At 38.2% G+C, this 18,249-nt stretch carries 19 protein-coding genes and 1 tRNA gene; 12 read left to right on the top strand and 8 right to left on the bottom strand.

Going from position 1 to position 18,249, the window contains the following annotated elements; all coding sequences use genetic code 11:
* Position 1: 1 nt before the first annotated feature.
* Complete coding sequence (gene rplI, locus BM207_RS12050; protein ID WP_090994306.1) at positions 2-445, top strand: 50S ribosomal protein L9; 444 nt, start codon at positions 2-4, stop codon at positions 443-445.
* A 150-nt stretch (positions 446-595) separates the two neighbouring features.
* Here rplI and BM207_RS12045 read toward each other — a convergent pair whose 3' ends face one another.
* The 4 genes from BM207_RS12045 to BM207_RS12030 form a co-directional block, all read right to left on the bottom strand.
* Complete coding sequence (locus BM207_RS12045) at positions 596-1,006, bottom strand: DUF1801 domain-containing protein (RefSeq protein WP_090994304.1); 411 nt, start codon at positions 1,004-1,006, stop codon at positions 596-598.
* Positions 1,007-1,810: a 3-keto-disaccharide hydrolase gene (locus tag BM207_RS12040; protein WP_090994302.1), complete on the bottom strand. Its 804-nt coding sequence runs from the start codon at positions 1,808-1,810 to the stop codon at positions 1,007-1,009. It lies immediately after the preceding gene.
* Between the two features lie 63 nt (positions 1,811-1,873).
* A complete protein-coding gene (locus tag BM207_RS12035) occupies positions 1,874-3,085 on the bottom strand; it encodes a dioxygenase family protein (protein WP_090994300.1) in 1,212 nt (403 codons plus the stop codon).
* A 78-nt stretch (positions 3,086-3,163) separates the two neighbouring features.
* Positions 3,164-3,976, bottom strand: coding sequence for a LytR/AlgR family response regulator transcription factor (locus BM207_RS12030; protein WP_090994298.1), 813 nt, complete (start codon positions 3,974-3,976; stop codon positions 3,164-3,166).
* 36 nt (positions 3,977-4,012) lie between these two features.
* On the opposite strand from BM207_RS12030, the gene mtgA reads away from it, so the two are divergent.
* Positions 4,013-4,735 carry a monofunctional biosynthetic peptidoglycan transglycosylase gene (mtgA, locus tag BM207_RS12025; RefSeq protein WP_090994439.1) on the top strand — a complete coding sequence of 241 codons (723 nt, stop codon included), beginning with the start codon at positions 4,013-4,015 and terminating at the stop codon, positions 4,733-4,735.
* Here the strand turns inward: mtgA and BM207_RS12020 are convergent.
* Together BM207_RS12020 and BM207_RS12015 are read right to left on the bottom strand one after the other, a co-directional pair.
* Positions 4,732-7,158, bottom strand: coding sequence for an AsmA family protein (locus BM207_RS12020; protein WP_090994296.1), 2,427 nt, complete (start codon positions 7,156-7,158; stop codon positions 4,732-4,734). The two genes, mtgA and BM207_RS12020, sit on opposite strands and share 4 nt — an antisense overlap.
* A gap of 26 nt (positions 7,159-7,184) precedes the next feature.
* Complete coding sequence (locus tag BM207_RS12015) at positions 7,185-7,670, bottom strand: ABC transporter ATPase (protein WP_090994294.1); 486 nt, start codon at positions 7,668-7,670, stop codon at positions 7,185-7,187.
* A gap of 50 nt (positions 7,671-7,720) precedes the next feature.
* Here BM207_RS12015 and BM207_RS12010 point away from each other — a divergent pair, with 50 nt between their 5' ends.
* Entirely contained in the window at positions 7,721-8,188 is a 468-nt protein-coding gene (locus tag BM207_RS12010; protein ID WP_090994293.1) for a hypothetical protein, read from the top strand.
* An 18-nt stretch (positions 8,189-8,206) separates the two neighbouring features.
* On the opposite strand, the gene BM207_RS12005 is transcribed toward BM207_RS12010, so the two are convergent.
* Together BM207_RS12005 and BM207_RS12000 are read right to left on the bottom strand one after the other, a co-directional pair.
* Entirely contained in the window at positions 8,207-8,995 is a 789-nt protein-coding gene (locus BM207_RS12005) for a (Fe-S)-binding protein (RefSeq protein ID WP_090994290.1), read from the bottom strand.
* Between the two features lie 37 nt (positions 8,996-9,032).
* Positions 9,033-10,328: a 4Fe-4S dicluster domain-containing protein gene (locus BM207_RS12000; protein ID WP_090994289.1), complete on the bottom strand. Its 1,296-nt coding sequence runs from the start codon at positions 10,326-10,328 to the stop codon at positions 9,033-9,035.
* A gap of 234 nt (positions 10,329-10,562) precedes the next feature.
* On the opposite strand from BM207_RS12000, the gene BM207_RS11995 reads away from it, so the two are divergent.
* The 9 genes from BM207_RS11995 (at position 10,563) to BM207_RS11955 (ending at position 18,160) form a co-directional block, all read left to right on the top strand.
* Positions 10,563-10,635: transfer RNA gene (locus tag BM207_RS11995), tRNA-Phe, on the top strand.
* 318 nt (positions 10,636-10,953) lie between these two features.
* The gene (locus BM207_RS11990) at positions 10,954-11,670 is read left to right on the top strand and encodes a peroxiredoxin-like family protein (protein WP_245768090.1); all 717 of its coding nucleotides are present in this window, start codon (positions 10,954-10,956) and stop codon (positions 11,668-11,670) included.
* Positions 11,671-11,722: 52 nt separating this feature from the next.
* Positions 11,723-12,205 (top strand): thioredoxin family protein, encoded by a 483-nt coding sequence (locus BM207_RS11985; RefSeq protein ID WP_090994288.1) that lies wholly within the window; start codon positions 11,723-11,725, stop codon positions 12,203-12,205.
* 83 nt (positions 12,206-12,288) lie between these two features.
* Positions 12,289-12,825: a sigma-70 family RNA polymerase sigma factor gene (locus BM207_RS11980; protein WP_245768089.1), complete on the top strand. Its 537-nt coding sequence runs from the start codon at positions 12,289-12,291 to the stop codon at positions 12,823-12,825.
* Positions 12,826-12,835: 10 nt separating this feature from the next.
* On the top strand, positions 12,836-13,123 hold the full coding sequence (locus tag BM207_RS11975) for a hypothetical protein (RefSeq protein WP_090994285.1): 288 nt from the start codon (positions 12,836-12,838) through the stop codon (positions 13,121-13,123).
* 199 nt (positions 13,124-13,322) lie between these two features.
* Complete coding sequence (locus BM207_RS11970) at positions 13,323-15,242, top strand: PAS domain-containing sensor histidine kinase (RefSeq protein WP_090994284.1); 1,920 nt, start codon at positions 13,323-13,325, stop codon at positions 15,240-15,242.
* Between the two features lie 20 nt (positions 15,243-15,262).
* A complete protein-coding gene (locus BM207_RS11965) occupies positions 15,263-15,682 on the top strand; it encodes a response regulator (protein WP_218155051.1) in 420 nt (139 codons plus the stop codon).
* Between the two features lie 10 nt (positions 15,683-15,692).
* Positions 15,693-17,411, top strand: a complete 1,719-nt coding sequence (locus BM207_RS11960; RefSeq protein WP_090994282.1) for a PAS domain-containing protein — start codon at positions 15,693-15,695, stop codon at positions 17,409-17,411.
* Positions 17,412-17,761: 350 nt separating this feature from the next.
* Positions 17,762-18,160: a DoxX family membrane protein gene (locus tag BM207_RS11955; protein ID WP_090994281.1), complete on the top strand. Its 399-nt coding sequence runs from the start codon at positions 17,762-17,764 to the stop codon at positions 18,158-18,160.
* Positions 18,161-18,249 lie beyond the last annotated feature (89 nt).

The raw sequence follows: 18,249 nt of genomic DNA, 5'->3' as shown, positions 1-18,249 counted from the left end.
AATGGAAATTATTTTAAAGCAAGATATCAAATCACTAGGTGAGAAAGATGATATCGTTACAGTAAAACCAGGTTACGGTCGTAATTATCTAATTCCTCAAGGATTTGGACAATTGGCTACACCATCTGCTAAAAAAGTATTGGCAGAAAATTTAAAGCAAGCTGCTTTTAAACAAGATAAAATTAAGAAAGATGCTGAAGGTATTGCTGAGCGTTTAACTGATGTGAAATTAAGCATTGGTGCTAAAGCTGGCGAAACTGGAAAAATCTTTGGTGCTGTAAATACAATTATGATCGCTGATGCATTAAAAGCTAAAGGTTTTGAGGTAGATCGTCGTCGTATTACTTTCGAAACAGAACCTAAAATGGTTGGCGAATACGTAGCTAACTTAAACTTGCACAAAGAAGTGAAAGTTAAGGTTCCTTTCGAAGTTGTAGCAGAATAATATCAAAAACTTGTCACCCAACGCTCAAGTGAAGGGTCTGATGATAAATACTAGCCGTTCTTGAATTTCAAGAACGGCTTTTTTATGGACGTTCGTTGTTACGAGCTAATCTATCATTGCGAACTAATCTATCATTGCGAGGTAATCCCGTCATTGCGAGGTACGAAGCAATCTTAACCAAGTCTTAATTACCTGCTGCAAATCTTTTTCTTTTGCTTTTATATCCTCCAGATCGGTAAAAACAACAATCTTTCTTTCATCTGTAAACTTTCCATCCAATAAACCGCTAGTGTCATTCACCTTCGCACCAGAGGGAAAGACAAGCATAATCTTCCCTTTGTGTAAGTTGAAAACAATCATATCCCGTTTATATTCTTTGGGATCAAAAGCTTTCATCTCTCCCGAATAATAAAAACTTGGATTATTCCATTTAATTTGTTCACCAATTTCCGGATCGACTTGTAAAATGAACTGCCTCAAATATTCAATCGATTCTTTAAGAGGACTACCCAGCTTGGTTATATATTCATTTACTTGTTCTTTGTCACTTAACTTTGCCACTTACTTTTTATTTGGAGTTAAATCTTTGATCTCTATATTTTTAAAATCTATTGGCTGCCCTTCACTCTGTAGTGCGATAAAACCACTTTTTAGCATTTTACCATCTATTTTAATCTTAGGGTCATACCTGTTGGCAATATCACCGCCAATTTGAGGTTTCGAATACTTTAATACGGTATCACCATTAATAATGTGTGTGATGAGCGAATCTCCTAATACGATCAGTTCCGCTTTTACCCACTGGTCGCCCTCATAGGTTTTGGAAATAGAGTTGATGCAGTGAGTAGCGGCAATTTTGCCTTGATAAACAACGTGAGTACCCGGTGAGCACATATTGCCCGTTGGTCTCGGTTTGCCATCACCTAGACCAGCTAAAAATTGCATTTCAATAGAAATAGGCCAATCTTGCTCTTTCGGCATTGTTTTAGGGTCTTGCGAGTGGAACATCACCCCGCTATTAAGTAAAGTATAATCTGGTGCTCCTTTTTGTAATTTGCCAACAAACCGGTATTCCAGTTTAAGGTGGTAGTAAGAAAATGGAGTTTTGTAGTATAAATGCCCGAACTGATCATTAAAGTCATCATACTGATCATACCTCACTTTAATCAGACCGTCTTCCACCCTAAATGTATTACCGAAATTTACATTATAGTCGTGGTGATGAATTTTGACATTCCAATCTTTTATATCCTTGCCGTTAAATAAAGGTTTCCATTGAGGCTTATTTGGGTCTTCGGGTAACGCGGCCGCTACACAAAACATTAAAACAGTAATTGCAAGTAAATAGGATATGTTTCTCAGCATTGGGATATTATTTATACCAAAATAGATAAAATTTTAAATTAACTGCACTTAAATTCGTGCATACTAATGATTCGGCAGCTCGAAAAGGTTAAAATAATTTCCTTTCGTTGCGTTTAAGGTACGTGAGATCAGTTCAAAATTGTGCTGATTTGGCTTCAAATCAACGAATTTTGCTACAATTTTTCTATGCTTATACATAACAAAGGTATTCGATACATCGGGATTAATCTTGTTAAGGTGAGCTTCACTTTTAGTATCAGCAAATGATGGTACAAAAGTGAGCGCAAGCTGGGTTAGCCCAAGCTCTTTACCTATTTTTTCAAGCATCGCCTGCACGGTCGCCTTATGATAGTGTAGTTCGTTTCCGTAGATAAAATAAACCTTTAAATATTGTTTTCGACTTAAGCTTTCCTGCTCTAAAAAACGCAACCATTTCTTTATTTCCTCCCAGTTAGGTAAATTTCCTACAAAATAAAGTAATCCATGATAGCGACCATATTTACAAACTGGGCAGGTTGTAGAACCTTTGTCAGGCCCCCATGCGTGAAAGGGCATAAAAGAGGGGCTATCTTCTCCAATTGCTAAACCAGATAGATTTGGCTTTTCGCTTGGATAGTTTGGGATGTTTAACCCTAATATAATATTATGTTCGGCAATTTGTAAGCTGCCTTGTTGTAAAACTCTGAGTATACCGCTTCCGCCCCTGTTCTTTGGTTTAGTGTTTCTCATTTTTTTCAATAATATTATATCATCATCAAATACCAAATCGTCGATGTAATACGCAGTGGCAATATTGGGCTCCTTAATTGAAATATGAATATGGGCAGGTTCCGATCCGTCGGGATAGGCAGTTGGCCTGTTCGTGTAAATAGTATATTTTCCATCTGCATTTGTTTTTACCCAACCCCGAACATGTCCGTGACGTGAGGCCTTTTCTGGCACATCTTTACGAGGAGAGTAGTACCCCTTGGTGTCGGTTTGCCAATAGTATAGAATTACGTTTTTTGCTGGTGTCTTGCCATCTAATTTTAATACTTTTCCAGTAACCATTAATTGTTGCCCATACTCCTTCCAACCACTACTTGTATCTATCGAGGTAATATTTTGGGGTATGCCGATGTACATGAGTTCACAGCCATCACAAAAGCCGCCGACTACTTTTCTTTCAGGACTATCAGGTCTTGTGTTCGTGGTATTTTTGTGCTGACCGCTGCACGAGTTCAAGAAAGCAACATAAATGAATAAGCGAAAAAGGGTAAGTTTATTTAGGTTCATAAGAATTAAATTTCTTCAAACCTTGAATAAAATAATGAGCAGCGCAAATTCAATAGGTTAACCCGTGTGAATTTTATGCTAAGCTGTGTTAATGCTAAAATAGGCTTTAAACTCAGCACTATAATTTCTACTTAATCTTACTATCGTACCATCGATTAATGATATATCGTAATCACCGTTCGACCTAGATTTATAGGAAATAACCTTTTGTAGGTTGATGATCGTAGATTTATGCACCCTGATGAACTGCTTGTTTGCTAATTTTTTGCCAAAAGACTTTAAGGTTTCATTATGAAGATATTGACCCCCATCAATATGCACGAGAATATATGGCGCTGATGTTTTAATATAAATGATTTCGTCCACCGAAATGGTTACATACTTTTTCCCTGTATTGAAAGTCAATTTTTTGGGCAGCTCATTAGATGGTTGTTTAGACTGGGACCTTAAATTTTGAAGATAATAATTGACAAATGCTCCCAGACTATATATAGCTATATACTTATAAAAATCTTCAGCTATAGTATAGCCAAATGTTCTGCTGTAATAATAGGTATGATCGAAAAATGACTTTGAAAGCAACCAGATGCACAAGGGGAATAGTGCTAAATGCAGTATTGTCGGCGTTAAAATAGAAATTAAGCCAGTTAAGATTTTATTTTGCCAAGAAAGTAAATCCTCCATTAAATAATGTTGGAATAATAAGATTGGGAGAAAGAGTAGCCAAAATGTTTTGAACAGCAATGATTCTGAAAGGAAAAATGAATAGCCATTAATATGGGACTCCAAAAAATCTTGAAATACCGTAAAAGCAATGAAAAGAGCAAAAACTAGGGCTAAATACCTAACCCTTTTATGCGAAGCAATAGAATGGAAACTGTTTGCTGTCATAAAGTAAAGTTACAAACTTTATATACCTTTGCCATCATGACAAAAAGAAAAGCGAAGCCCACCCAGCAAAAGCAACTCTTATTTAAGCGCATTAGCATTATTACCGGAAAGGTTATCCTGTGGTTTATACTGGTGAGCGTAATTTGGGTGTTAGCTTACCGCTTCATTAATCCGCCAATAACCTTATTAATGGTAAAACGAAATTGGGAGCGTAAGGCTGATGATAAGAAAGGAAAAATTGAGAAAAAATGGGTAAAGTTTGAGGATATTGCTGATAATATGAAACGGGCTGCAGTTGCTGCCGAAGATCAATTGTTTTTAAAGCATATCGGTTTTGATATCAAAGCCATAGAAAAAGCCTATCAAAGTAATGCGAAAGGTAAAAAAGTAAAGGGTGGGAGCACCATTTCTCAACAAACAGCGAAGAATGTTTTTTTATGGCCAGGAAGGTCTTACATCCGAAAAGGCTTCGAAGCTTATTTTACCTTGTTAATAGAATTGCTGTGGAGTAAGGAGCGCATTTTAGAAGTTTACCTGAATGTAATTGAAATGGGCGATGGAATTTACGGTGCCGAGGCCGCAGCACTGGCTTATTATGGTAAATCATGCAAAAATCTTTCGCGCGCTGAAGCATCTTTAATTGTAGCCTGCTTTCCAAATCCAAGACGCTGGACCCCTAAGAAAGCAACAAGCTATATTTATCACAGACAATATCTTATTATGAAAAATATGAGAAGATTGGGGCCGTTGGATTTTTAGTCTCTATTTCTATTCCATCTTACTTTTATACCTCCTTTGCCATCGTCAATTGCTCTAAGATGGAGTACAATACCCTTCATCCTGGCAAGTTTAAGCTCTTCTTTGTCTGTTATTCCCTCGTTCTTCTTTGGGTTTCGTAGCGGAACATCTAATGCGATATCTGTGCCATCACTCAAACCATAAATACCTTTCATGTTAAAGTTTAACACACTGGTGTTAATTTGCATCGGACTAATGGCTATTCTATCTCCATTTAAGGTCATCGTGCCGTCTAAATTGTTGATGATAATGTTAGAAAAATCTCTGTTAGGAAATGCGAATTTCTGAACTTTTTGAAGTGGCTCAAAACCTATCAACGCTGCATTGTTGAGATTGAATATTACCTGGCCATACATTGCCCGCGAAACTATGTTTCCTTTATCGGTAATGCTGCCTGTTGTGTTTACTTTAGCCGATAAATAGCCTCTTAGGTTTTGACTGGTAATAGAGGTTTGTCCGAAGTTTTCAAAGGCATAGAAAAACTCTTTAACATTTACCCGCCTAATAATTGCATTGAGAACAAATTTATTAACTGAACCCGATTGCTTAATGTTTCCGGTTAAGTTTAAGTTTCCACCCGCATGGCTGATGTTAATTTTATTGAAATAGATTCCGTTCCCTATCATTGAAACATTAGCGTTTAAATTATTTGCCGTAAATCGTTTGTAGATGGCTTTATTAACGTTGAGCTTAATATTTACTTTCGATGCTTCTAGAACGGCTGCTAATTGATCAGAAACTTCTTTAGGAGCGTTTTTTATTGCCGGCTTTTTAACCGTTGTTTTTCTCGGCCCTAAAAAGGACATGAATTCGCTCAATGATAAAGTGGGACTGCTTAGATTAAGGTCGACCACTATCTTTTCTGGGTCTGTATAATAGAAATTCAGGAAGTTGGCAATGGAACAGTTCATGTTCAGGATGCTTTTTCCAAGCTGAAATCTACTATTAGTGATGTTTAAGTCTTTATGGTTAAAATTTAACGTTAGGTTACTGTTTACTAAATTCATATTCCGAGGTATATAGGTAATATCAGCCTCTTTTATCACGATGTTACCGGAAAGCACTGGTTTGGTAAATCTAAAATTATCAATATCTGTTTTACAGTAAAGCCTTACATCGGCTGTTCCATTCTTAAAATTAAAGGTTTCTCCGCCAAAAGAACTGTTTAGCTTTGCTAATGGGAATTCTGAGGTTATGAAACCTGCAGCAATAGGCCTTTCCAAATTAGTAACTGCAAATGTGTCAATTTTTAACGGGGCATTATAGTAATCGCCCCTCAATGCGAAGAACCGGATAGCGGAGTTGCGGTCGCCTATTGGTTTATCTACCGTATCTCTGTTGGTAAATGTACCAGTAAAACTACATTTTGTTAACCGTCCCGACGGAATGGTTATCCCATTATCTTTTACCTGTATTCGTACGTCAATTAGGGGATCCCTATTGGCTTTAGTGCCATCATCGATAATGTGGCCAACAACTGAAATGGGTTTGTCGATTACAAACTTTAAAAGTTTAGTTGAGATGTTTGGTGAAAGGAGCAAGGCAATGTTCTGGTATAAGATTTTGTCGGCCCGTACATCTATAGCGAAGGCTGATTCATTTTTTGCCAGGCTAATTTTTGCCCCAATTAGAAATTCATCGCCACCAATATTGAGCTTCTTCTGCTCAATAGTTATTTCTTTTCGAGCATTATTATAGTGGGTCACTAAAGTTCCTGTTAATGTTTTTCCTTCCAAAAAGCTACCTTTTTTGGTGTTGAAGGCAAAACTTTTGATTTTGGTTTTTACCTTAAGGCTACCATTCCAGCCAGAATCAGGATAATCTATTTTGCCTTTTAATTCATCCACTAAAAAATTGAAAAGTTTAAACCTTCTGCGATTATCTACAATAAGATCAACCTTGTTAAAGTCTATCCGTTTTATTTCAAAAGCTTGCTGATCTTTTTTGTTCACTGGAGCTTTGGTCTTACGTGCAAACATACTCGTGTTGCTATAACCAGTGCTATCTGTATAAAGGTAAATACGTGCATTGTTAATGCCAATTTTGCTAATAGCGACGTTTCCCGTAATGAGTGAAAAGATGTTTAGTGAAACGGCTATATCGTTCGCATTTAATAAATCGTTATGGTGTTGTTGCCATAAACTATCTCTTAATATGACCTTTTTTAGGGAAACTGAAACTCCCGGGAACCCTTTAAGTAAGGTAGTCTCCATTTTTGCGACTTCAATTTTTCCATTTACGTTGGCATTAAGTTGCTTAAGGATCGTATTTAGGATAGCTTTATTATTATGATTAATATAGTAGGCAGCACAAAGCCACACTACTACAACCAAAGTAAAAAATATAGCCAGTATTTTAAGGGAGATTTTGAGCCAGCGTTTCATGGTTAGTTGTTTGGATAACAAACAAACTAACTATTCAATTGTTCAGCGAATATCATATTATGCCAACTTTGAACCAATGGTACTTCCCATTTAGTCTCGTATTCTGCTAAGGTTTGAACCAGGTTATTGAATACGATCGTTTCTGAAGTAACATTTTTAATGCTAATTAGGGTTTCAAAGTCTTCTTTTGAATTTACATAAACTTCATCGTTAATTTTGTAGGCCACATTAAACCGGTCAAATAAATCCACATTATAGGTTTGTTCGATTTCTTTGATCACCCTTACCGATGAATCGATAGAACAACCTGTGGCATTCGCCGATTCTTGATCTACAATTAAAACAATGAAAAAGTTATAGCGGATCTCGGCTTTGGCTTTTAATTGATGCCCATGAGCCGTCCATTGCGCAGTAAATTCATCCAGTTTTTGCTGGATTTCTATCACCTCGTTAGCGGTAAAGGCACGATTGCTTTGATAGATCCAAATTTTAGATTGTGGAGAAAAAATCATATTCAAATTTATCAATTTATTTAATTTACATTTACTTAAAATTGTAAATCATGCAAAAGTTTACACTATCCTTAAAAAAGTCGGTTTTCTTTTCCATTTGTTTAGTTTTTTTAATCTGTGTCGGGTTCCAAGGTACTGAGGAAAGCATTCAAAACACTTTAACGAAATATTATGATTCCACAAGTGATGGGAATGCTTTAAAGCGCTATGAGTTTAATGTTACTAACACTGGTTTCTGTAAGTGTAAGAAAGTTTACACCAATGGAAAGACGGAGTTTTTTTCGTTTAATTTATCACGATTTAAGTCGATCGAGTATTACGGCAACGATAGGCGTGGAGAACTACATTTATATACCAATGGTGATGATGTGATTGTTCAAACACATAACGATCGTAAAGGGGATATAGACTCCATGGCCACAAAAATGGTAATTCCGTTAAAAGAAGTTGATCAGTATATATTAAATAACTTAGCTGATCAATTTAAACAGGTTAATATTGCGTTAGCAAAGAAGTAAGGATTTTCCAATAAATCCCTAAAGTCCATTAGCACGCGCAGTAATCTCTGCAATATCCAACACTTTTATTTCCTGTTCTTTGTCCTTTAGCTTAACGCCGTCACTTAGCATCGTCATACAAAACGGACAACCGGCTGCAATTACCTGTGGCTGCGTGGCTAGGGCTTCTTCAATTCGTTCAATGTTGATGTCTTTATCTCCTCTTTCAGGTTCTTTAAACATTTGTGCCCCACCAGCTCCACAGCACAGCCCATTGCTTTTGCAACGTTTCATCTCTACTAATTGCGCATCTAGTACTTCCAATGCCTTACGAGGTGCTTCGTAAACATTATTTCCTCTACCTAAATAACAAGGGTCGTGGAAAGTAATTTTCTTACCTTTAAAGCTTTCCCCGCCTTCGGCTTTAAGTTTACCCTCGTTTATGAGGTCTTGTATAAGTTGGCTATGATGAATCACTTCATACGTACCGCCCAACCCTGGATATTCGTTTTTTATGGTATTAAAGCAATGTGGACAGCCTGTTACAATTTTTTTGATATTGTATCCGTTCAACACTTCGATATTCGTCATAGCCTGCATCTGAAATAGAAATTCATTGCCTGCTCTCTTAGCGGGATCTCCAGTACAACTCTCTTCGGTGCCTAAAACAGCGTATTTAATACCTACATGATGTAAGATTTTACAGATGTCACGGGTAATTTTTTGTGCGCGTTCATCGTAACTCCCTGCACAACCAACCCAAAACAAGATCTCTGGCTCTTCGCCCATAGCCATCAGTTCGGCCATCGTAGGTACTTTAAATTCCATTTTCTTTCAATATTTAGTAATTAGTATGTAGTAACTATCAACTCCCTTCTACCCAATTAAATCTATCAGCAGGAGCATATTTCCAGGGAGCGCCATTGTTCTCTACATTACCTAACATAGCATTGATGCTTGAAGGAGCATTAGATTCTTCCATTATTGCAAATCTGCGGAGCTCTACAATAATAGCCAACGGATCAATATTAATTGGACAAGCTTCTGTACAGGCATTGCAGCTTGTGCATGCCCATATTTCTTCTCTGGTAATATAATCATCTAATAATGCCTTGCCATCTTGGTGATCAATACCATGTTTATCTACGTTCTTGCCAACCTCTTCCATTCTATCGCGTGTATCCATCATAATTTTACGGGGAGACAGTAATTTGCCTGTTATATTAGCCGGACAAACAGAGGTACACCTGCCGCATTCAGTACAGGTGTAGGCATTCATCAAATTAATCCAACTCAGATCGTTGATGTCTTTAGCTCCAAATTTGCCTGGAGCTGCCTCTAAGGGAACAAAAGCCGGATCAAGCATTGCCTTTACCTCATTTGTTACACTGGCCATATTGGTAAATTCGCCTTTTGGTTCTAGGTTCGAGAAATAGGTATTAGGAAAAGCAAACAAGATATGGAAATGTTTAGAGTAGGGTAGGTAATTTAAAAAAGCAAAGATGCCTACGATGTGAAACCACCAACAAATTCTTTCAATCATTACCAAACTACCTGCGTCTGCAGGCAATAAGCCTTGTAGCCATGCGCTAACTGGAAATGCGCCTGCATTAATGTAATGCGCTTGTCCGAGTGCCTGTAACTTAGCATCAGCTGCATTCATTAATAAAAAGGCTGTCATTAAAAGTATTTCCGTAATTAAAATGTAGTTGGCGTCTGATTTTGGCCAGGATTTCATTTCTACCCCACTAAAGCGTTTAAGTTTTAAAACGTTTCTTCTGATTAAGAAAATGGCGCAACCTAACCATACCCCTAAGGCTAAGAGTTCGAAAGAACCGATTAAGAAATTATACAAGCCGCCGAGTCCGGCAAATACGCGATGAGTACCGAAAATACCATCGATCATGATCTCTAAAACCTCGATGTTAATGATGACAAAACCAAGGTAAACCACCAAATGTAATAAGAATGGAATAGGTCTGGCAGCCATTTTTGTCTGACCAAAAGCCACTTTAAGCATGGTAAGCCATCTTTTGGCGGGTTGATCATTTCGACTTTCAGGTTTTCCTAACTTAATGTTACGGATTACTTTGCGCGCATTTAGGCTAAATAGTGCAATACCTGCAAGGCAAAGTATGATAAATATAATTTGAGAAGCCATAGTTCTGGGTTAATGGTTAGGCTAAGGTAAAAGTTTTAGCATTAAAAATTATTATTATGCATGCATAAAATTAAAAATTTAGAATGGATATGAATAGAAGTCATTTATTTTTGATTGTAAATGGTTGATTTATAGCGGAAATTATGGCTTTGACTACGATTTAGAAAAGAAAAATTAAAAAATGTTCGTAATTAAAAAAAGAAAAACTACATTTGCAATCCCAAACGGGAAGTAGGTACGGTAGCTCAGTCGGTAGAGCAATGGACTGAAAATCCATGTGTCGCCGGTTCGATCCCGGCCCATACCACTTAAAAACCTCAGAGCAATCTGGGGTTTTTTATTTTAAAATGAATTTTGACAATAGCGCGGTGCAAGCGGTTTCAATCAGTAATTTTTATCGAATTATTGGTTAAAAAAATTCTCCATAATGGCAATGAAAAGATCTTGAACCAGAGAGGTGGAAAGTCAAATCATTGGCTCGATTTCGCTTTTGTATTTCGAAGTAAAAGCTCCAAAGAACATTTCCCGATAAGATTGCCTTCGTATGTTACACCAACCGATTTCATGAAATGTGAATATTTTTGTAAGGAATTAAGGTAATTTACGACTAAGCTCATAAAACAGTATGAAGAACTCTTATAACAGACGCTCAGTTTTCAGGAAATTTTTATTCGCTTTGCCGGTTTTAGGCCTTTTTGTGCTTAATGACTATTCCATTGTTGTAGCACAGCCTTTACCGCCCAATGAAAAGGGGTTATCGAAGCCCAATGATACGATAAAGATGATTGCTGGGGTGCCTTTGAAAGCTGAAGATATCAGCCCATTGCTAGCCGGAGAGCAAATCCCAGTTGTGAAGTTGCCTACATCAAGCGGGAAAATGTTCGATTTGAACCTGTCGGTTTCCCAGACTCCAACCATTCTGGTGTTTTATCGTGGAGGCTGGTGCCCGTATTGCTCTAAACAACTTTCGGGCTTACAGGAGATTGAAAAGGAACTCAAAGATTTAGGTTATCAACTTATTGCTATTAGCACGGATAGTCCGGAAAACTTAAGTAAAACCATGGATAAGGGAAAACTTGGCTATACACTGCTTTCGGATGCAGACCTGAAAGTAGCAAAAGATTTTGGAATCGCATTCAAAGGGCCGAAAAGCTATGATAAATTTCTGCCGGGAACTTCTGGAGGAAAAAACGTCGATAAGTTGCTGCCTGTCCCTTCGGTGTTTATCCTGAACAGAAAGGGCCGCATCCTTTTCGAATATATTAATCCTGATATTACCCAGAGGCTTAGTGCGCCATTGATGAAGGCAGCAGCAGCAGCAGCACTCAGGTCAGAAATCTGAGGCAATTGGCAAAAGTAACATGGTAAGATAGAAAAAGCTTAAGATAGTGTCAATGAATATTAAAACGATAAAAATTATAAAATATCAGTCCTTGTTATTTGGAGTGCTCCTGTGCTTAAGCGCATTTTCGTACCCGGACAAGATGAGTGAGCTACCTAAACACAATCCAGTGGTTGGTAACCGATCAATAGCCTTTATTAAAAATGACTATGTCACTGCCTTAAAAAAAGCTAAGGCGGAAGGTAAATACCTGTTTGTTGATGCTTATGCGAGCTGGTGCGGACCCTGTAAGCAACTGAAGCAAACGACATTTAATCACAGCCCGACAGCAGATTTTTTCAATAAAAGTTTTGTTAATTTGTCTGTGGATATGGAAAGAGGACAAGGACCGGGCTTGGCTTCAAAATGGCGAGTGGAAGAGTATCCAACGCTCTTAATCATTGACATGAATGGAAAGATTCTAAGTCGAGCGATAGGTTATCTCAATGCAGACCAACTCACCGCTTTTGGGAAACAAGGTTTACAAGAAAAGTAAACAGAACGTTAAATTTACCTATGCTACAAAAAGATTCTGAATCTGATATTGTTGATAAGAAGGCAATTGACCCGCATCATTGGGTGAGCAGGTACGCTGATTATCTTTACTCCTATGCTGCTTCCCGTATCAAAGATCAAAATCTGGCAAGAGATCTGGTTCAGGATACCTTTCTGGCGGCGCTGGAACGCCGCGAAAAATTTGAAGGGAGAAGCTCTGAGAAAACATGGCTTACCTCAATCTTAAGAAACAAGCTGATCGATGTATACCGTTCCAGATCGTCGGGGTTCGATACACATGGCGTTCATACGGATATCAATGTGCCGGATGAAGACTTTTTTAACCAGGATAATGGCCACTGGAATGATCGGCACAGACCAGCAGAATTAGGGATCGAGACACACGATGCTTTGGAAAATAAAGAATTTGAAAGGATATTGAAGGCCTGTATGAATAAGCTTCCCGCCTTATGGCTATCCGTCTTCTCTATGAAACACATTGATGAAGAGCGAAGCGAGCTGATTTGCAAGCAGCTCAAAATCAGTTCATCGAATTTTTGGGTAATTATTCACAGAAGCAAGGTGAGCCTGAGGTCCTGTCTTCAAAAAAACTGGATTTAATTAGAAAGAGATGAAAGAGCTAAGTAAAACAGATTTAACAAAAATAGCTTACGATTGCCGGAAGGCGACTTTTCTAATCGAAAAGCAGCAAATTTACAAAATCACGTTAAGAGAAAAAATGGAACTGAAATTACACTTGACGGGATGTTCGATTTGCGTCACTTTCATGAAGCAAAGTGCTATAATTAATCAAATGGCAAGAAAACTGGTGAATGCTGATTCCAATGCATTAAAGCTGGATGAAGGATTTAAGGCGCAGCTTCAAAAGCAAGTCGACAATTACCTGAACAAAATTTAATGCGCCCAGTATCAGCATCTGTGCTGATTACTGCTTTCCTTCTTTTGAGCAATCGCTCACTTTAAATGGCAATGACCTCGCTGCTAAGTCGTTTCAATAACCTTTATCAATCAAGTTCTTTCGAACAAAGGAATCTATTGTTAACACTTTATCATTTTTTTTACTAAATTGAACATAATTACCCAAATTCAGTCTAACTATGCAATCTACCTCACATAGTGGCAGTTCTGGTGGTCAAGGTTATGAAAACGTTCCAAATTACAGATATCACCTTGCGCTATCTCAAAAGATGGCAAAGATTGGAAGCTGGGAATTGGATTTATCTGTTGATGATCCTGACGCACCACAATATTGGTCGGAAGAGACTTTTCGAATCCTTGGTTATGAGCCAGGTGAAATCGTTCCTTCTTTCACTGCGTTTATTAACTCCGTCCATCCTGATGACAGAGAAGTTGTAATGGCAGCAGCACAAATTTCTATAAAGGAGGGAAGAGAATATGACCTAGAACAGCGGCATATTTTACCAAACGGACATATCATAGTGACAAGAAGCATCGCTGAGGTTGTAAGGGACATCAATACCGGTCTGCCCTTGAAGCTATGCGGCGCGATGAAAGATATTACCGAAAACAAAGAAGCCAGCGAGGCGTTAGACAGGGTAAATAGAGAGATGGCTATATTTTTCGAAAAAATAGACGAAGTTTTGTACTCGGTAAACATGCAGGAGTATCGATTACTGCAGATGTCTCCGGCCTGTGAAAAGGTATATGGTTATACAGCTGATGAATTTTACCAGGACAACTACTTATGGATGGACGTGATTTTAGAGGAAGACAAACACATTATTCACCAAAGCGACCCCATAATGAGACGCGGAGAGGTAGTAACGAACGAATACCGCATACGCCATAAGGATGGTAGTATCCGTTGGCTTGGTGGCACGCTAACGCCTACACTAGATCAAGATGGGAATTTACTACGTATTGATGGCGTATGTTCTGATATTACTGCCCGAAAGGATGCGGAACTAGCTTTAATAACCAGCGAGCAAAAGTTCCGGACGCTGATTGAAAATTCCTCAGATGGTATCGCTGTCACTAGCCTAGATAGAAACCTTTTATTTGCATCAAACTCCATGTTACGTATCACTGGATATAGCCCTGAGGAGTTACATTACGTGGACATGCCGTTTTTGTTTCATTCCGACGATCAAAGCGCGCTGATAGCGGTGCGGGAGAAAATATTGGAAAAGCCAGGCAACATCGCGAGGTTTGTCGCCAGGTTCCGAAGGAAAGAAGGAGACTGGATATGGTTGGAAGGGGTGAGCCAGAACCTTTTGCATGAACCTGCCGTAAATGGACTTATTACCAATTTCCGTGACGTGAGCGAAAGGATTACATACGAGGAAGCATTAAGTTCTGCAAATAAGCATTTAAAGAAAACCAATACTGAACTAGACCGCTTTGTGTATAGCGTTTCCCATGATCTGAGGGCGCCGCTCGCATCAATCCTGGGTGTTATAGAGTTTACGGAAGCAGAAACTGACCAAAGTGATGTGGTCAAAAATCTCTCAATGATAAAAGACAGTGTGAAAAAGCTGGACGGATTCATCTTGGACATCTTGGACTATTCGAGAAATGCGCGTTCAGATATCAAGAGCGAAATTATTGACTTTAACCAGATGTTGACTGATTCGGCCAGCAATCTTAAATTTATGAGCGGAGAGAATGGAAAGGTAGCCATCAAATTTAATGTCATTGAAAATAGCAGTTTCCATTCCGATTGGAGCCGATTGTATATTATCCTTAGTAACCTCATATCAAATGCTATAAGATACTATAATCCGGATGTAGAAACTCCCTATGTATCAGTAACTATTGAAATTTGTGCGTCCGAGGCGATCATTGTTGTTAAGGACAATGGGATAGGTATTGATGAGAAATTCCATGAAAGAATTTTCGACATGTTCTATCGGGTGTCCAAAAAATCAGTTGGCTCGGGACTAGGCCTGTATATTGTTAAAGAGGCTGTTTATAAGTTGGGGGGAACCATTCACTTGGCATCCATACCTGGAAATGGGACTGAATTTAAATTAAGAATACCAAATCTATTGAAATAGAATCTATGACCTCTAAAGTTATGAAATATAGAAAAGTATTGATTATAGACGATGCTCAAATAGATCGCTACATGGCTGAAAAGATGATGAAAAAGTACGAATTTTCAAATGAAATAATCACTGTAGAATCGGCTATGGACGCACTGGAATTGCTTGAGAGTTTTAAAACTAATCCTGAGGCCTTGCCTGATCTGATTTTTTTAGATATCAATATGCCTCAAATGAATGGCTTCGATTTCCTTGATGAGTATGAGAAATTACCAGAGCTAATAAGGAAAAAATGTATCATTATTATGTTATCATCTTCTCTGCACCCCGAAGATAGACAGCGGGCGTTGCAAAACCCGCATGTTTTTACCTTTCTCAGTAAGCCTATAAATGCGGAAAAACTTAGGGAATTATGTGAGATGACCTCAACGGGATCCAATAATTTAATGTAGAAAATTAGCAATGTCGAATCGCCCAATTCAATCATATAACAATTTAATTGACAATATATTAGATTATATTAAAGAAGCCTATATCCAGGTAAATCGTGAATGGATCATTACCGGATGGAATACATCTGCCGCGCGAGTTTTTAGCATAACAAATAAGGCCCCAATGGGTACACATTTAATGGAGAATTGGCCAGGGGTTTTCTCGGCAATCTATGCCGAACTTGATGTCTATTTGCTAGCAGATACAGATATTAACCAAGAAAAAGTATTTGAATCAAAGTTCGAAGACGAGGACCTTATATTAGAAATTAAAGCAATTCTTAATCCCGCGGGTATTTCACTACTTGTAAATAAGCTTAGTCGATCCAAACAAACTGAATGGAATGATGAAAACGAACGCTTGAAGTGTGAAGCTGCATTTGAAAAAAGCCCCCTCCCAAAATGGATCTATGATTTGGAGACATTACAATTTCTTGATGTAAACCAAGCCGCAGTTGACTTATATGGTTATTCAAAGGAAGAGTTCCTGAAAATGAAGCTAAAGGATATTCGGACAGATGAGGAAAAAGTTGTTCTGGACGATATTATACAAAATCAAATTAAAAAAGACATGACCAACCAGTCGCTGGTTATCCACAAAAGGAAAAACGGTGAAGAGCTCTTTGTCTCTGTGAAGGGCACGTCAATGTATTATAACGATAAAGCTGCCCGAATGGTATTCGTTGTAGACCTTACCGGGTTACACACCATCGCTGGAGCACTTGCCTCTAGCGAGCAGCGGTTCAAACTACTTGTACAAGATGGCTCAGATCTGGTTACCATCTTCGATCAGCAAGGAGTTTATAAATTTGCTAGCCCTACAGCTGCCAGGGTGCTCGGAGTAGAACCCGAATTGCTGATAGGAAAGAATGTGTTTGATTTTGTACATCCTGAGGACCGGGAAACAGCAAGATTGCAGTTTAAGCTCGTGGAAACTCAAAACCGGGTTATTATGCCGCCATTTAGATATCGTCATTTTAATGGTGAAACAAGGTGGATGGAAACCATTATTACCAACCGCTTGAACGATCCGGTTATTAAAGGTATTATTACGAATTCCAGGGATGTTACCGAACGAATTCTGCAGGAGATAGAAAGGAAAAAAATCCTGGACAGGTTCAATACAGTGTCGAAAGCTACGAGTGATACGATTTGGGACCTGAACCTCACTACGAGTTCCATTACTTGGAACAAAGGCTTGCAGGGATTGTTTGGTTACAAACTCGATTTTACAACATTGGATTGGTGGAAAAGTAAAGTACACCCTGATGACCTTGAGCGAATCCTGGCACATTTCGTTAGTATGATAAAGCAGGGATTGGCGAAGTCTAAATTGGAATATCGGTTCCAATGTGCAAACGGTAAATACAAAGCGGTTTTCGATCGGTCGTATATACAATATGATGAGCATGGGCGCGGTAACCGGATAATAGGCTCAATGCAGGATGTCACTGAACAAAAAAGGTATATTGCAGAAATTGAAGTTCAAAATGCAAAGTTGCGCGAAATCTCTTTTATTCAATCTCACAAGCTCCGCGCACCCTTAGCCGCCTTTATGGGTTTGATTTCCTTAATAGATACCAAAGATAAAGATCCGGAAACTTTTTATGAGATACATCCAATGCTTTTACAAACAGCAAAAGAAATCGATATAGTAATCCGGACCATCACAGAGGAAGCAGAAAGGTAGAAAAGGAGTCAGCGCTTACGTTACTCAAATTAATAACAGGACTTTACTTCATGCTTATCACGTTATTACCTGCTCTGAGATTGAACAACCATGCAACACTATTGAAACTAGAAAAACTCCTAGTTGAGTCCCAGTTTAATGCAAAAAACTGTGACTCAAGTGGGACTCAAGTGGGACTCAACTGGGACTCACCCTATCTTAGATACCTATAAGGGCAGGAGTTGGTATCTCACTTTACCGAGCCAAACAGGAACCAAGAAATTCTACTGATTTTTTGCAGAGGGGTAGTTATGCAACAAATGGAGTACTAATATAGCTAAATTTCTTTATGGATTACTTATATTTAAACCATGGATCATTCAATACTTACTTTCTTACAAATTCTTGTCGGCTTATTTTTTGGCATTCTATTCCTGCAATCTGGGTTAGATAAAGTTTTTGATTATGATGGAAACAAGGGGTACATTAACAGTGTTTTCGAGAAAACTTTTTTAAAAAACTTCTCGCCCTTGCTCTTTATATTGATTACGTTGTTAGAAGTTGCAGCGGGGTTGTTAAGTTTTGGAGGTAGTGTTTACTATTTTTTTACCCAAGAAAGCATGCTGTTGTTACTCGGTTTGCAATTATCTGCTGTTAGTTTGCTGAGTTTATTTTTAGGGCAACGCATTGCCAAAGATTATGCAGGAGCAGGCGGGTTAGTTGCTTATTTTTTGTTGGCAGCGTTCGGAATTTTGTTATTTGCGCTATAGGTAATAGCATTACCAAACAATAAAACATAGCTTATCTTGCTTTAAAAACTATTTCTTAAGTTAAGAAACTTTTACTATTATTACATATA

It is taken from the genome of Pedobacter insulae (assembly GCF_900113525.1).
GTDB lineage: Bacteria > Bacteroidota > Bacteroidia > Sphingobacteriales > Sphingobacteriaceae > Pedobacter > Pedobacter insulae.
The sequence above is the reverse complement of the archived record's forward strand: the minus strand, read 5'-3'. Positions and strand labels throughout refer to the sequence as shown.